This window comes from Dactylosporangium thailandense (assembly GCF_059739745.1).
On sequence record NZ_AP029195.1, the window covers coordinates 4,313,198 to 4,326,997 of the forward strand.

Sequence of the window (13,800 nt, forward strand, 5' to 3'; positions counted from 1 at the left end):
TACGAGCTCGGTGGCGCTACGCGCCCGGGCCCACCTCCAGCGTGCTGAGCCCGGCGTCGCCCGCGTGCCACGTGGTGGTCACGGCGACGTACCGCGCGGTGACGGCCGGCTTGACCGAGCCCAGCCGCGTGCCCGCCGCGACCGAGCCGACGGCGGTGAACGTCAGGCCGTCGTCGCTGACCGACACGGTCGCCGCCGGCGCCTGCGCCCCGTTCCAGGTCAGCCTGACCGTGCCGATCGCGGCGGACCGTCCCAGATCGACGACCATGCGCCCGTTCGGTCCGGGCACCCAGGCCGTGCCTGCGTCGCCGTCGACGGCGAGGGACGGCGACGTCATGCCCTGCGGGAGCACCGACGCGGGGAAGGTCTCGGTGCCGAGCGCGAGATCCGCGACCGGGTACGGGTGGGCGGAGGGGTACGACACCGTCTGAACCTTGCCCGTCGGGGGCAGGCCCGCGCCCTGCACCTCCCCGGTCTCGAGGTTGCGCAGCTGCACCGAGCGGACGGTGCCGTTGGAGGAGACCTGGATGGTGCGCCCGTCGGTGACCACGGCGGTCAGTCCGGCCGGAGCCGTCCCCTTGCCCGGCGTCACGGCGGTGGCCCGCGGGGCGAGCACGACGGCCGAGCCCGGGCGGAGCGTCACGTCCAGCACGGAGGACGTCGCCCCCACGCGCTGCGTGCCGGCGTACAACGGGACAGCACCCCCGTCGTGCGGGATCGTGACCGCTGTGGTGACCCCGGCGCCGGAGAGGTTGAAGACGACCAGGAAGCCGTCGACCAGCGCGGCCTGCGTGGCGGGGCTCGACGTCGTCGGCTCGGGCCGCGCGGCCTGCGCGGCCGTCGCGGCGGTCGCGCCCGGCACCATCTCGATCAGGCGCGGCCCCTGGCCGCCGTCGGCGAGGCGGATCACCTGCTGGGTGTCGCTCGCGCGGGCGACGGTGATCGGGGCGCTGGAGCCGCGGACGACGAACCCGCCCTTGTTCTCGACGGAGATCCACCCGCCGGCCGACTCGAGCACGCGGTTGCCGGTCTCCCGGTGCCGCGCGACGTCCTGCCAGGTGACGCCGTCCATCGAGGTCTGGACGAGGTACTCCTCCCCCGCCGCGGACTCCCAGCCGAGCTGCACCTGCGACACGGCGGTGGGTGCGCCGAGGTCGACCTGGATCCACGAGTCGCCGCGGAGCCGGTCCGCCTTCGACACCGCCCAGCGCGTGGTCGGGCTGCCGTCGGTGACGGCGCTCGCGGGGAGCCCGGTGTCGGCGCTCGACGCCGTCACCGGCCGCGTGGCCGCGAGGTCCGTGCCGTTGGAAGAGAACGCCCGGAAGTGGTACAGGGAGTAGCCGTACTGGGCGTTGCCCCGCACCCCCTGCATCCGCACGTAGCGGGCCGTGACCGCCGCCGGCGCCGTCTGCCCGGGCGGGGTCAGGTCCAGGGTGTCGAGGCGCGCGACGTTGACGTCCGCCGGGGCGTTGCCGTAGGCCGCAGCCGTACGCCAGGTCTGCCCGTCGTCGGAGACCTGGACCAGATACCGGGCACCGGCCGCCGACTCCCACGCGAGGCGGACCGACCCCAGCTTGGTCGGGGCGCCCAGGTCGACCTGGAGCCAGGAGTCCGGCCGGGTGCGCTCGGCGACCGAGACGGCCCAGCGGGTCGACGGGTTGCCGTCGGTGACACGGGCAGCCAGGTACCCGGTCCCGGCGTCCTCGCTCGACGCCGTCGCCGGCTTGCCGGCCGCGACATCGGTGGGCGTCGCCGAACCGTCGCCGGGGCCGTATGCGTGCAGCGCGTACATGGAGTAGCCGTACTTGGCGTTGCCCTGCTGGCCGAGCATGCGCACGTACCGGGCGGTGGTGGGCGCGTCGAACGTGAGCTCGTCCACGCGGGCGGCCTTCGCGTCGGCCGGGTCGGCGGGGATCTTGGCCACCGGGGCGATCGTGGTGGTGCCCTCGGCCGTCGTGTAGGTCCGCGAGCCGTTGAGCCCGAACGCGCCGCCCATGTCGAGGTTGCGGACGGAGACGATGCCGTCATCGGCTCCGGCGCCCGTGGAGGCGTAGACCGCCGCGCCCGTGGGCAGCGTCACCTGCCCCGCGTAGCCGGACCCGACCTGGAAGACCGACGCCGTGCCGTCGAACCCGTCGCGCGGCCGTACGTACGTGGTGACGTCGCGGGAGGTGACCTTCGCGCTCGTCGACGGGTACAGGAACGGCGTCCCGCCGGAGATCTGGAACAGCCACGAGTCCTGGCCGGGCACCCACGGGAACTTGACGTACCCGGGCTTGCTGAGGGCGGCGGCCCACGCCTTCGTGGTCTGCTGCATGACGATCCCCGCGCTCGCGCCGTGGTCGCGCACGCCCGCGGCCGCGGCGAACGCCTGCGCGTCGGTCAGGGGCTGCACGGGCCCGGCGGCCGAGCCGGCCGCGTGCTCGTGCAGCAGGTAGGAGATCGCGATCTCCGCGCGCGCCTCGGGCTCGTACTTCGCCTCGCCGGAGAACTTCGCCAGCCGGTTCACCGGCGCATACGCCTGGTATGCGGCCAGGCCCGCGGCCAGGTGCTTCTCGGCGGTGACCGCCTCGGGGCGGCGCAGGACCTGGCCGACGAAGGCCAGCGGGATCACGTCGCGGCCGTAGAGGAACTCGCGGTCGGCCACCATCGGCATGAAGGGCTCGCCCTGCGCCGACATGTCGAGCAGGAGCGAGTTCCACAGCTCGGCCGAGTTCGGCTGGTTGAGCAGCACCTCGGGCACGGGCCGGCCGTTGAGGATGAACTGGATGGAGTTGCGGCCGCCCGAGCGCCAGATGTCCGACTGGTAGTGCGGCGCGAAGCTCCCGTGGTTCTCCACGAGGTAGGTGTCGCCGATGTTGTGCATCACGTTGCTCGAGATCGGCGCCCCGCCGACCTGGGCCGGGTTGTTGCGGTCCGCGGTCGGCTGCCCGGCCGCGTTGCGGGCCCAGGTGTTCAGCTGCTCGGTCCAGCGCCCCGCATCGGGGTCGTCGGGCGCCCACGCGACGCCCGGGGACAACGCCTGCGTGTACACGCCGGACTCCTCCAGCGCCGTGTCGCCCTGGTAGGCGCCCTCGGGCCACCGCGCGTCCCAGCTGCCCGACAGCGGGTCCTGCGCGAAGTTCAGATCGGCGGTGTACTTCGCCTGGCCCGTGGCGATCGTCTTGAGGTTCGCCTGCGTGACCGCGTCCAGGTCGTTCCACATCAGCCGGCCCGCGTCGAGGAAGTACGACTCGAACGTCGAGTCCCAGAACAGCCTCTTGCCCCACGTGCCGTTCGACCGCACGAGCCGGTTGTCCGCGGCGAACTTCTTGATCGTGGCCAGCGTGTGCGCCCGCAGCACGTCCTTGCTCACGCCCGCGAGGCCGGCGTCGTAGTCGCCGTGCGTGAGCAGGACGGCGTTGCCCAGGACGACGGCGAAGTTGAAGTCCGTCAGCTGGTACGCGCCCGCCGCCGGGTCCCACACCGTCTCGACCCACCGGGTGTGGCGCAGCAGTGCCCCGTAATAGTCGGCGGCTATGGCGTCCGGGGCGCCGAAGGCGGGGGTGTCCTCGGCGACTGCCGCCGGGGCGGTGAGCGCCGCGGTCACGACGAGCGCCGCGGCCGCGGCGGTTGTCGCGACTGCGGAGAGCAGACGGCGCATGTATTGCCCTTTCAAGTGACCGACCCGAATCCGAGCTCTCGGCGCGGGAACTCCCATTGGATGTCGACGCGTGGTCCTATCGACCATCTTTTCCAGGGAGTTGGGGTTGCCCGCCGCCTCGATACTCCGATCAATCGATCGGATGAATGATCATTGAGTTTCGCGGTTCCGATCGGAAGATGTCAAGACGCTAATACGGATTATCATGCGCCGGCAGATCATGCTGAAAAGTCCGTTCACGGGCGTCGCGACAGCTGGCGGAGAGCCATACGGCGAACGCTCTCGCCCGGTGTTCGGGTCCGGCACAGCGCCCGAGCTACCGCGGTACCGTCGAAGTGGCAGCCGCCGGAGAACGCCAGGCAAGCAGTCGCCGAAACGTCGAAATCACCACTGACGGCAGGAGGTGCCGGCCGTGAGCAAGATTGTGGACAAGGCGAAGGAATTCCTCGGCAAGCACGACGACAAGGTCGACGAGGGGCTGGACAAAGCCGGTGAGCAGGCTGACCGGCGCACCGATCAGAAGTACACCGGGCAGGTGCAGAAGGGGGTCCAGACCGCGAAGGAACACACCGGAGAAGGCGACACGACGAAGTAGCGCTCCGACGGCGGCGGCCTGAATGCACCGACCGATCGGCATCGGTGCCCGGGACGGGGACCGGAACCCCGCGCGGGTCGGCCGGGGGTCGGGGCGGCCAAGGCTCGAAGGGCGACCGCTTGACTGGCGGCGAACGCGGCGACGTCGGCAGCTGCCTCCAGGATCGCCGCGACCACGAGCGCGGCCGCGGTACCACATAGTCGGCATGGCATGTCTAGTCGGCATGGCATGTCGCATCGACGCGCACCTTGATGCGATCATGAACGGGAGGTGAACACTCGGAATCGTCGCAGTGATGGGTCCACAACGGCGTGGATGTCTCTCAGACGAACCACGCCGGAAGGATGACCATGTCGACCCGGGAGACCCTTGACTCGATCTTCACCACGGTGGTGCGCCGCAATCCGGGTGAGCACGAGTTCCATCAGGCGGTACGCGAGGTGCTCGACAGCGTCGCGCCCGCCCTGGACAAGCACCCCGAATACGCGCAGGCCAAGATCATCGAGCGGATCTGCGAGCCGGAGCGGCAGATCATCTTCCGGGTGCCCTGGGAGGACGACCGCGGCGAGGTGCACATCAACCGCGGGTTCCGGGTGGAGTTCAACTCCGCGCTGGGCCCGTACAAGGGAGGCCTGCGGTTCCACCCGTCGGTCTACCTCGGGATCGTGAAGTTCCTCGGGTTCGAGCAGCTGTTCAAGAACGCCCTGACCGGCATGCCGATCGGCGGCGGCAAGGGCGGGTCCGACTTCGACCCGAAGGGCCGCTCCGACCGTGAGGTGATGCGGTTCTGTCAGTCGTTCATGACGGAGCTGTACCGGCACATCGGCGAGTACACCGACGTGCCGGCCGGGGACATCGGCGTCGGCGGCCGCGAGATCGGCTACCTGTTCGGGCAGTACAAGCGCATCACGAACCGGTACGAGTCCGGCGTGCTCACCGGCAAGGGCCTCGCCTACGGCGGCGCTCAGGTGCGGCGGGAGGCGACCGGCTACGGCGCGGTGTTCTTCGCCGAGGAGATGCTGCGCGCCGCCGGGGACAGCATCGAGGGCAAGCGGGTGGTGGTGTCCGGCTCCGGCAACGTGGCGATCTACGCGATCGAGAAGGTCCATGAGCTCGGCGGCGTCGTGGTGGCCTGCTCCGACTCGTCCGGATACGTGCGCGACGACAAGGGCATCGACCTGGCGGTCCTCAAGGAGATCAAGGAGGTACAGCGGGAACGGCTCGGGCAGTACGTCCACCATCGCCCGCACGCGACGTTCACGCCCGGGAACGGGTTGTGGCGCGGGGTACCCTGCCAGATCGCGATCCCGTCCGCCACGCAGAACGAGATCGACGCCGACGACGCGGCCGCCCTGATCGCCGGCGGATGCGTCGCCGTGGTGGAGGGGGCCAACATGCCGACGACGCCGGAGGCCGTACGCCTCTTCACCGAGGCCGGCGTGCGCTTCGCCCCCGGCAAGGCCGCCAACGCGGGCGGGGTCGCCGCCAGCGCGCTGGAGATGCAGCAGAACGCCAGCCGCGACTCGTGGACGTTCGAGTACTCGGAGCAGCGGCTCCGGGGCATCATGCGCGACATCCACGCCCGCTGCCATGCCACCGCGGAGGAGTACGGCATGCCGGGCAACTATGTCGCGGGTGCGAACATCGACGGATTCCGGATGGTCGCCGAGGCGATGCTCGCCCAGGGCCTGATCTGAGCGTTCAATCCAACCGCTAGTTGAGCCTCACGACGGGACGCGTGCGGGCGCGGCGCGGGTGGCCCGCGCCCGCAGCAGGCCGACGACCGCGTCGACCAGGCCGGCCGTCACCGCGTCCCACGCGGGGTCGCGCAGGCCGGCGTCGGCGAGAGCCCGCTCCCGCTCGGCACAGGTGTGCACGACGAGCAGGCGGACCATCTCGTGACGCTCGGCGCGCACCTCCGGCGACAGGTGCGGCAGGCACCGGTCGAGGCCGGCGCGCACGGCCCGCACGGTCGGCGTGGCGAGCGCGTCGTCGACCACGATGCCGCGCAGCACCGGGTCGGTCATCAGTTGCGCGGCGAACCGGGCGTACCAACTGGGCGTGCCGAGGTCGGCCAGATGGTCGGTGACCGGGCGAACGAGGCAGACCACCCAGTCGCGCAGCCGGTCGCGGTCCGCGCACGCGCGGAGTAATTGGGCGCGGATGTCCTCCATGGGTACGGCATGCTCGCGCAGCACCGCGCGGATCAGGTCGGTCTTGGTGCCGAAGTGGTAGCCGACCGCGGCGTTGTTGCCCTGGCCGGCGACCTCGCTGACGAGGCGGTTGGAGACGGCGGAGAGTCCGCGCTCGGCGAAGAGCCGCTCGGCCGCGGCGAGGATCGCCGCGCGTGTCTCCCCCGCCCGGGGCGCCCGCCCACTCGCCATGGCTCAGTATGCACCGCTCCGGGCATCGACACCGGCCCCGCGCCTTGTTTAAGTCAGTCGATTGAATTAGTGTCGAACTCATCGATGTCACGCACAGTGCCTACACCATGACGTGAGGATGCGATGACCGAGACCGAGCTCCCCGAATACCCGATGACCCGCGCGGCGCGCTGCCCGTTCGACCCGCCACCGGCCCTGCGCGAGCGGCAACGCGACGAGCCGCTGGGCAAGGTGCGCACGTGGGACGGCCACACCGCCTGGCTCGTCACCCGCTACGCCGACCAGCGCGCCCTGCTCGCCGACCCGCGGGTCAGCGCCGACGTGACGCGCCCCGGCTATCCGCTCACCGGGCCGCTGCGCACCGGCGGTGGCACGATCGGGTTCATCCTCATGGACGATCCCGAGCACGCCCGCCTGCGCCGCATGGTCACCGCGCCCTTCGCCATCCGCCGGGTCCGCGCACTGCGCCCGGCGATCCAGCAGATCGTCGACGACCTCATCGACGGCATGCTCGCCGGCCCGCGCCCGGTCGACCTGGTCGAGGCGTTCGCGCTGCCGGTGCCGTCCCTCGTCATCTGCCGGCTGCTCGGCGTGCCCTACACCGACCATGCGTTCTTCCAGTCCAACAGCCGCATCCTGATCCGCCGCACCGCGACGCCCGACGAGCGGGGCGCGGCGTTCCAGGCGATCTACGACTACCTCGACGACCTGATGGCGACGAAGATCGCCTCCCCGCAGGATGACCTGCTCTCCGAGCTCGGCGCGCGCGTGTCCGCCGGGGAGCTGACCCGCCGCGAGGCTGCCGGCACCGGCGTCCTGCTGCTCATCGCCGGCCACGAGACGACCGCCAACATGATCGCGCTCGGCACTCTCGCCCTGCTCGAACACCCCGACCAGCTGGCCCTGCTGCGCGACGGCGGCGACCCCTCCACAGTCGACAGCGCCGTCGAGGAACTGCTGCGCTACCTGAACATCACCCACAACGGTCGCCGCCGCGTCGCCCTCGAGGACATCGAGATCGGCGGGTACACCATCCGCGCGGGCGAGGGCCTGATCCTCGCGAACGACATCGCCAACCGCGACCCCGACGCCTTCGCCGATCCCGACACGCTCGACGTGCGCCGCGACGCTCGCCGCCATGTCGCGTTCGGCTTCGGCGTCCACCAGTGCCTCGGCCAGCCGTTGGCCCGTACGGAGTTGCAGGTCGTCTACGGCACGCTGTACCGCCGCATCCCGGGCCTGCGCCTGGCCACCACGCTCGACCGGATCCCGTTCAAGCACGACGGAGCCGTCTACGGCGTCTACGAACTGCCCGTGACGTGGTGAGCGCCGTGCACGTGACCGTCGACCAGTCCAGCTGCATCAGCTCCGGCCAGTGTGTCCTCACCGCCGGCGACGTCTTCGACCAGCGCGAGGAAGACGGCGTCGTCACCCTGCTGACCGACACTCCCCCGGAGTCGCTTTCGGCCGATGTACGCCACGCGGCCCTGCTCTGCCCCGCCCGCGCCATCACCGTCGACGAGCCGGCCGGCCCGCCGCCCTCGACATGACCCTGGAGCACCGCGTCAGTGGCTGTCGAGGCGGCCGGACTGGTGCAGGACGAACAGCAGGGCGATCGACGGCACCACGAGCAGCAGGGCGGCCGCGGCCACGACCGTCAACGCCCCCAGCGTCGGCGCCGGCGCCGCGGCCTCGGCGATGCGCAGGTGATCGCCGAGCAGGTACGGGTACTGGGCCACGCCCCAGCCGGCGACCACCGCGCCGGCGGCGCCGATCGCGGCGGCCTGGGCGGTGCGCGGCGAGGCGTGGCGCAGCAGGGTCAGCGAGCCCAGGCCGCACAGTGCGGAGACGATCATGAGGGGCAGGCCGCGGGTGAGCAGTCCGTGCAACAGCCGCGGCGCGTCGGCGTGCAGCACGGCGATGCCGGCCAGGGCGACGGCGCCGGTCACCAGGGCGGCGAGGCGGGAGCGGCGGGCGTACCAGCGGCGCAGCGGCTCGTCGCGGCGGCGCCGGGCCTCGGCGGTGAGGAACACGGCGGCGAGAAACGCGCAGACCAGCACCGCGAGGACGCCGCCGAGCACGCTCGTCGGGTTGAGCCAGGAGCCGACCGGGTCGCCACCGCCGGTGGCCGGGACGCGGCCGGAGGCGATGCCGCCGGCGACGGTACCGAAGCAGAACGGGGTGATGACCGAGGAGGCGGCGAACGCGGCGCCGGCGGCGCGCTGGTGATCGGTGACGACGAGGACCTTGCGGAACGCGAAACCGGAGCCGCGCAGCACGACACCGAGGCCGGCCACGCCCAGCGGGATGTACAGCGTGGTCATGATGGCGGCGAACGCGGGCGGGAACGCGGACCACAGCATCACCAGGCAGAAGATCAGCCAGACGTGGTTGGCCTCCCAGACCGGGGCCAGGACGGCGTCGATGAGATGCCGCGGCCGGCGCCCGCGCTCCGCGCCGCCGGCGGTGAGGTCCCAGAACCCGGCGCCGTAGTCGGCGCCGCCCAGGACGGCGTAGGCGAGCACACCGGCGAACAGCACCACCGCGGCGAAGGTGCTCATCCCTCGCCCACCGCGGACTCGTCCTCGCGGGCCGGGCCGTACGGGACGTCCGACGGGTCGACGCCGCTGTCGCGCCAGCGGCGGCGCAGCACCCGAAGGACGTGCACGGTCGCGACGGCGACGGCGGCGTACAACACCAGCGTGGCGGCGAAGAAGAACCACACGTTGCCGGAGCGCGTGACCGCATCCCGGGTCAGCAGGTGCCCGACGACGGTCCACGGCTGGCGGCCGACCTCGGTGACCACCCACCCGGCCTCCAGCGCGACGACCGCGAGGACGCCGCCGACGATCGCGGCGAGCGGGAACCAGCGGCTGCCGGGCGGGCCGCGGTCGCGCCACCAGGCCAGGCCGAACCACGCCGACAGGGCCAGCAGGTACATCCCGGCGCCGACCATCACGTCGAAGGCGAGATGCACGATCGTCACCTCCCGGTCGGTGGGGCGAACCTCCTCGGGGATCGCGTCGATGCCTTGGATGCGGGTGTCGGCGCGGAACCCGGACAGCAGCGACGCCCCGTTCGGGACGGGGATGCCGCCGAGGACCCGCCCGCGGCTGTAGACGCCGCCGAGGACCTCGGGCACGTGGGTGCCGGTGGTCGGCACCGCCTCGATCGTGGCGAACTTCGCCGACTCCCGGTGGAACACCTCCCGGGCCACCACGTCCCCGACGAAGATCTGCACCGGGGTGACGATCGCGGCCATGGTCAGCGGGATCATCAGCCCCAGCCGCACCATGCGGTCGTTGCCGGCCCGGCGCAGGCCGCGCGCGTACACGGCCGCCGTGAGGAACCCGGCGACCATGTACCCGGCCAGGAGCATGTGCACGCTCTCGTACCAGAACGCCCCGTTGAAGAACACCTCCAGCGGGCGTACCCCGACAACCCGCCCGTCGCGCAGGGTGAACCCGCCGGGCTGGTTCATCCACGCGTTGGCGGCGACCACGGAAAGGGTGCCGCCGATGCCGGCGAGGACGACCGGCACCCCGGTCCAGAAGTGGCGCCAGCCGGGGAGGCGGTCCCAGCCGTAGACGTATACCGCGACGAAGATCGCCTCGAGGAAGAAGAACAGCCCCTCGACCGCGAACGGGATGCCGAACGCGGCGCCGTAGCGCCCCATCAGCCCCGGCCACAGCAGGCCGAGCTCGAAGCTGAGCACGGTGCCGGAGACCGCGCCGACCGCGAAGAGTACCGCCGCCACCTGCGACCACCGCCGGGCCAGCACCAACGCGTCCCGGTCGCCGCGGCGCAGCCCCCGCCACTCGGCGACGAGCATCAGGAACGTGAACGCCAGCCCGAACGGCACGAGGATGATGTGGAACCCGAGCGTGAACGCCATCTGCTCACGCGCGGGCAGTAACTGCGACGGCTCCATCGGCGTTGCCTCTACCGCCGCCCGAGCGGGCTAAACGCCGGCCGCCACTCAGTGCGCGGTTCGTTACGCCGCCGAGCGGGGACGCTCCCGATCGTGGTCGACCCGCGGCGACGGCTGGTCGCCGGCGATCTGGCCGCTGAGCGGCGGCCGGCCCGGCTGCGCCTCGGCCTTGGCGTCGACGTCGACGTCCTCGTCCGCGAGGCCCTTCGTCTCGGCCTTGATGATCCGCATCGAGCGGCCGAGCGACCGCGCCGCGTCGGGCAGGCGCTTGGCGCCGAAAAGCAGGATCAGTACCACCGCCAGCACGATGATGTGCCACGGCCTGACTGCACCCATGTGAAGCCACCTCACTCAAGGTCGCCCGGGGTCCCACCCCATGCCGAAGCGGGACCCCGGGATCGGTACGACTGATGCGTTACTTGCGGCCGGAAGTGTTGATGTGCTCGAGGGTGCTGCAACCCCGCCAGACCGTGTTCGCGGACCCGGGCGGGTTGAGCGTCAGGTCGCCGGCGTCGTCGTGCTCCAGGAAGAACCGGTAGTCCCGCAGGTCCTTGATCGCGGACAGCGCGCGGGTCCAGTCGACGTCACCCTTGCCGGCGTCGGCGAACCGGAACTTCTTGCCGCCCGCCCGGGTGCCGGCGGCCGCGGTGCGGTTGCCGTTCGGGTCCCACTTGATGTCCTTGATGTGGAACGCGATGAAGCGGTCCCCGTGGTTCTTGATCCACCAGTACGGGTCCTCGCCGGCGACCGAGACCCAGCCCAGGTCGACCTCGAACTTCACGTACCGGGGGTCGGTGTTCTCGAGCAGGACGTTGTACAGCGGGACGCCGTTGTCGAGCATGAACTCGCGGTCGTGGTTGTGGTAGAAGAAGCCGCCGAAGCCCTGCGAGACGGCGTGCTCGCCGCACTGGTTGAACACCTCGGCCATGGCCTTGAAGCCGTCCTTGGTGTAGTCGCCGGCCCCGGGGCCGGGGAAGCCGATCTGGCTACCGGTCCCGACGTACGGGAACCGGCCCAGCGTCTTGGCGTCCTCGAAGATCTGCATCCGGCCTTCGTAGGACATCCACGGGTTCGGGAGGTTGAGCCCGCGCGGGCCGAAGTGGTTGCTGACGATGCGGAGCCCGTACGACTCGACGATGGACTTGAGCTGGGCCGTCGTCTTGGCGTAGTAGTCGCCGGCGAGCTCGAGCTCCCGGACGCCGGCGTCGTGGACCGCCTCCAGGGAGAGCTCGAGGTTCTTGTAGTCGCTGCCGATCAGCGAGCGGACGGTGAAGATCTGCAGGCCGACACGGTCGGCCGGGATCACGTTCGGTCCACCCGCGGGCTGGCCCGCCGCCGAAGGCGCGAGCGCGGAGGCTGGGCCCGCAGCGGCGGCGACCGCTCCGGCGGCCAGCACACCGGCGCCCACGCCGAAGACGGCGCGACGACTCAGCTTGTTTTCCATGGGTCCTCCTTCGGGTGTTCGCGCAGCCCAAACGTCCGCCGCGGTAGCGGACGGAGGGGGGTGAAGGGCGGGGGCTCCTCGATGGCCACGCATTGACGACCCTATGGCGACGGCCGAACATTTGACAAGAGTCAGACAGAAGTACCGGTGGCCGGAACGAAAGTTGTTTGACTCGCAGCTGAAGTCGCCATATTTGTTCGGCCACCAGGCAGAAGTTGCTGATGCGGCGGCGGGATCACCACGTGTGCCGGCATATGGTTCACTTCGACCATGCCCCAGCCCCCACGCGCGCCGGCCCATCGCGGCGCGGCGGCCATCGGCGAGTTCACCGGACCCAGCTCAGGGGCTCCCGGTGCCGGGGAACTCCTCCAACTCCTTCGCGACGGGCAGCCCCGCACGCGCGCCGAGCTGTCCAGACTCACCGGGCTGGCCCGGTCCACCGTCAGCCTCCGCGTCGACGCCCTGCTCGCCAGCGGCCTGCTCGCGCCCTCGGGCGAGGCGGCCTCGACCGGCGGGCGCCCCCCGGCCAGGTTCGCGTTCAACCCGAAGGCTCGGGTCGTCGCCGGCGTCGACCTCGGGGCGACCCACGGTCGTGTCGCGCTCACCGATCTCACCGGCCGCCCCCTGTCCGAGGTCGCCGAGCACGTCGACATCTCGGCCGGGCCGATCACGGTCCTCGACTGGGTCGTCGCGACGACGCGCCGGCTGCTCGACGAGGCGGCCCGGGACTCCGGGGATCTCGTCGGCATCGGGATCGGCCTGCCCGGCCCCGTCGAGCACTCCAGCGGCAGGCCGATGCGCCCGCCCATCATGCCGGGGTGGGACGGCTTCGACGTGCCCGGACACCTGCGGCGCCACTGGGACGTGCCGGTCCTCGTCGACAACGACGTCAACATCATGGCCCTCGGCGAGCACGTGATGGCCCACCCCGACCTCGACCACCTCCTGTACGTCAAGGTCGCCACCGGCATCGGGGCCGGGATCATCAGCGGCCGCCGCCTGCTGCGGGGCGCGGTCGGCGCCGCCGGCGACCTCGGCCACGTGGCGGCCCCCCACGCCCCCGACGTCCTGTGCACCTGCGGCAACTCCGGATGCCTCGAGGCCGTCGCGAGCGGCCGCGCCATCGTCAAGCACCTCACCGCGGCCGGGGTGCCCGCGGCGACGAACAGCGATGTCGTCGCGCTCGTCTCCGGCGGCAACATCGCTGCCGCCCAGGCGGTACGTCAGGCGGGGCGCACGATCGGCGAGGTCCTCGCGACATGCGTGAGCCTGCTCAACCCCGAGCTCGTCGTCATCGGTGGTTCGCTCGCCCAGGCCGGCGAGAGTCTCATCGCCGGGGTGCGGGAGGTCGTGTACGGCCGCTCGCTCCCGCTCGCCACCGTCCGGCTGCAGATCGTGCCGGCGACGACCGGCCCCCAGGGCGGCGTCATCGGCGCGGCGACGATGGCCATCCAGCACGCCCTCGCCGCCAACCGCATCGACGAGGCGCTCGCCGGCGCATGAGCCCGGGCACGGCCGGCGGTCCGACGCACACGTCGGGGTCGGGCCTGCGGTCCACGACCGTGTTCCTGGCGGGTCTCGCCTACGACGTCGGCCGCGTTCCGGCCGCGATCGACCGGCTCCCGCACCGCGCCCGGCGCCGAGGGCTGCTCCAGCACGGGCAACGGTCTGGCCGCGCCGGCCGGCGGTTCTACCGGTCCACAGTGGACCATCACCTCCTCCGCGGCATCACCTGACGGCTCGCGGCCGGGAGCGCCGCTGTGCGTAACTCTGCCGTAACACACCCTTTACAAGCAATCAAAA

General features: G+C 71.7%; 12 protein-coding genes. 6 read left to right on the plus strand and 6 right to left on the minus strand.

What is annotated here, in order from left to right:
- Positions 1 to 16 precede the first annotated feature (16 nt).
- Positions 17 to 3,643 carry a discoidin domain-containing protein gene (locus tag AC6JBM_RS18630; RefSeq protein WP_497984845.1) on the minus strand — a complete coding sequence of 1,209 codons (3,627 nt, stop codon included), beginning with the start codon at positions 3,641 to 3,643 and terminating at the stop codon, positions 17 to 19.
- A 412-nt stretch (positions 3,644 to 4,055) separates the two neighbouring features.
- Between AC6JBM_RS18630 and AC6JBM_RS18635 the strand changes: the two genes are divergently transcribed.
- Both AC6JBM_RS18635 and gdhA read left to right on the plus strand, forming a co-directional pair.
- A complete protein-coding gene (locus AC6JBM_RS18635) occupies positions 4,056 to 4,238 on the plus strand; it encodes an antitoxin (RefSeq protein ID WP_497984846.1) in 183 nt (60 codons plus the stop codon).
- 350 nt (positions 4,239 to 4,588) lie between these two features.
- Positions 4,589 to 5,935 carry an NADP-specific glutamate dehydrogenase gene (gene gdhA, locus AC6JBM_RS18640; RefSeq protein ID WP_497984847.1) on the plus strand — a complete coding sequence of 449 codons (1,347 nt, stop codon included), beginning with the start codon at positions 4,589 to 4,591 and terminating at the stop codon, positions 5,933 to 5,935.
- 27 nt (positions 5,936 to 5,962) lie between these two features.
- On the opposite strand, the gene AC6JBM_RS18645 is transcribed toward gdhA, so the two are convergent.
- The gene (locus AC6JBM_RS18645; RefSeq protein ID WP_497984848.1) at positions 5,963 to 6,622 is read right to left on the minus strand and encodes a TetR/AcrR family transcriptional regulator; all 660 of its coding nucleotides are present in this window, start codon (positions 6,620 to 6,622) and stop codon (positions 5,963 to 5,965) included.
- Positions 6,623 to 6,745: 123 nt separating this feature from the next.
- Here AC6JBM_RS18645 and AC6JBM_RS18650 point away from each other — a divergent pair, with 123 nt between their 5' ends.
- The gene (locus tag AC6JBM_RS18650; RefSeq protein ID WP_497984849.1) at positions 6,746 to 7,948 is read left to right on the plus strand and encodes a cytochrome P450; all 1,203 of its coding nucleotides are present in this window, start codon (positions 6,746 to 6,748) and stop codon (positions 7,946 to 7,948) included.
- A gap of 5 nt (positions 7,949 to 7,953) precedes the next feature.
- Entirely contained in the window at positions 7,954 to 8,172 is a 219-nt protein-coding gene (locus AC6JBM_RS18655; protein WP_497984850.1) for a ferredoxin, read from the plus strand.
- Positions 8,173 to 8,187: 15 nt separating this feature from the next.
- On the opposite strand, the gene AC6JBM_RS18660 is transcribed toward AC6JBM_RS18655, so the two are convergent.
- The 4 genes from AC6JBM_RS18660 to AC6JBM_RS18675 form a co-directional block, all read right to left on the minus strand.
- Positions 8,188 to 9,183, minus strand: coding sequence for a cytochrome d ubiquinol oxidase subunit II (locus AC6JBM_RS18660; RefSeq protein ID WP_497984851.1), 996 nt, complete (start codon positions 9,181 to 9,183; stop codon positions 8,188 to 8,190).
- Entirely contained in the window at positions 9,180 to 10,553 is a 1,374-nt protein-coding gene (locus AC6JBM_RS18665) for a cytochrome ubiquinol oxidase subunit I (protein ID WP_497984852.1), read from the minus strand. Before AC6JBM_RS18665 ends, AC6JBM_RS18660 begins: the two co-directional genes overlap by 4 nt.
- A 63-nt stretch (positions 10,554 to 10,616) precedes the next feature.
- The gene (gene tatA, locus AC6JBM_RS18670) at positions 10,617 to 10,889 is read right to left on the minus strand and encodes a Sec-independent protein translocase subunit TatA (protein ID WP_497984853.1); all 273 of its coding nucleotides are present in this window, start codon (positions 10,887 to 10,889) and stop codon (positions 10,617 to 10,619) included.
- A gap of 79 nt (positions 10,890 to 10,968) precedes the next feature.
- The gene (locus AC6JBM_RS18675) at positions 10,969 to 11,997 is read right to left on the minus strand and encodes a sugar phosphate isomerase/epimerase family protein (RefSeq protein ID WP_497984854.1); all 1,029 of its coding nucleotides are present in this window, start codon (positions 11,995 to 11,997) and stop codon (positions 10,969 to 10,971) included.
- A gap of 270 nt (positions 11,998 to 12,267) precedes the next feature.
- Here AC6JBM_RS18675 and AC6JBM_RS18680 point away from each other — a divergent pair, with 270 nt between their 5' ends.
- Both AC6JBM_RS18680 and AC6JBM_RS18685 read left to right on the plus strand, forming a co-directional pair.
- Positions 12,268 to 13,500: an ROK family protein gene (locus AC6JBM_RS18680; RefSeq protein ID WP_497984855.1), complete on the plus strand. Its 1,233-nt coding sequence runs from the start codon at positions 12,268 to 12,270 to the stop codon at positions 13,498 to 13,500.
- A complete protein-coding gene (locus tag AC6JBM_RS18685; RefSeq protein ID WP_497984856.1) occupies positions 13,497 to 13,733 on the plus strand; it encodes a hypothetical protein in 237 nt (78 codons plus the stop codon). Before AC6JBM_RS18680 ends, AC6JBM_RS18685 begins: the two co-directional genes overlap by 4 nt.
- Positions 13,734 to 13,800: the final 67 nt, after the last annotated feature.

Excerpts from the sequence above, each read along its gene's own strand:
- AC6JBM_RS18645 (WP_497984848.1), bottom strand. The coding sequence starts at position 6,622 with ATGGCGAGTGGGCGGGCGCCCCGGGCGGGGGAGACACGCGCGGCGATC.
- AC6JBM_RS18675 (WP_497984854.1), bottom strand. The coding sequence starts at position 11,997 with ATGGAAAACAAGCTGAGTCGTCGCGCCGTCTTCGGCGTGGGCGCCGGT.
- AC6JBM_RS18630 (WP_497984845.1), bottom strand. The coding sequence starts at position 3,643 with ATGCGCCGTCTGCTCTCCGCAGTCGCGACAACCGCCGCGGCCGCGGCG.
- AC6JBM_RS18685 (WP_497984856.1), top strand. The coding sequence starts at position 13,497 with ATGAGCCCGGGCACGGCCGGCGGTCCGACGCACACGTCGGGGTCGGGC.
- AC6JBM_RS18660 (WP_497984851.1), bottom strand. The coding sequence starts at position 9,183 with ATGAGCACCTTCGCCGCGGTGGTGCTGTTCGCCGGTGTGCTCGCCTAC.
- AC6JBM_RS18650 (WP_497984849.1), top strand. The coding sequence starts at position 6,746 with ATGACCGAGACCGAGCTCCCCGAATACCCGATGACCCGCGCGGCGCGC.
- AC6JBM_RS18665 (WP_497984852.1), bottom strand. The coding sequence starts at position 10,553 with ATGGAGCCGTCGCAGTTACTGCCCGCGCGTGAGCAGATGGCGTTCACG.
- gdhA (WP_497984847.1), top strand. The coding sequence starts at position 4,589 with ATGTCGACCCGGGAGACCCTTGACTCGATCTTCACCACGGTGGTGCGC.
- tatA (WP_497984853.1), bottom strand. The coding sequence starts at position 10,889 with ATGGGTGCAGTCAGGCCGTGGCACATCATCGTGCTGGCGGTGGTACTG.
- AC6JBM_RS18680 (WP_497984855.1), top strand. The coding sequence starts at position 12,268 with ATGCCCCAGCCCCCACGCGCGCCGGCCCATCGCGGCGCGGCGGCCATC.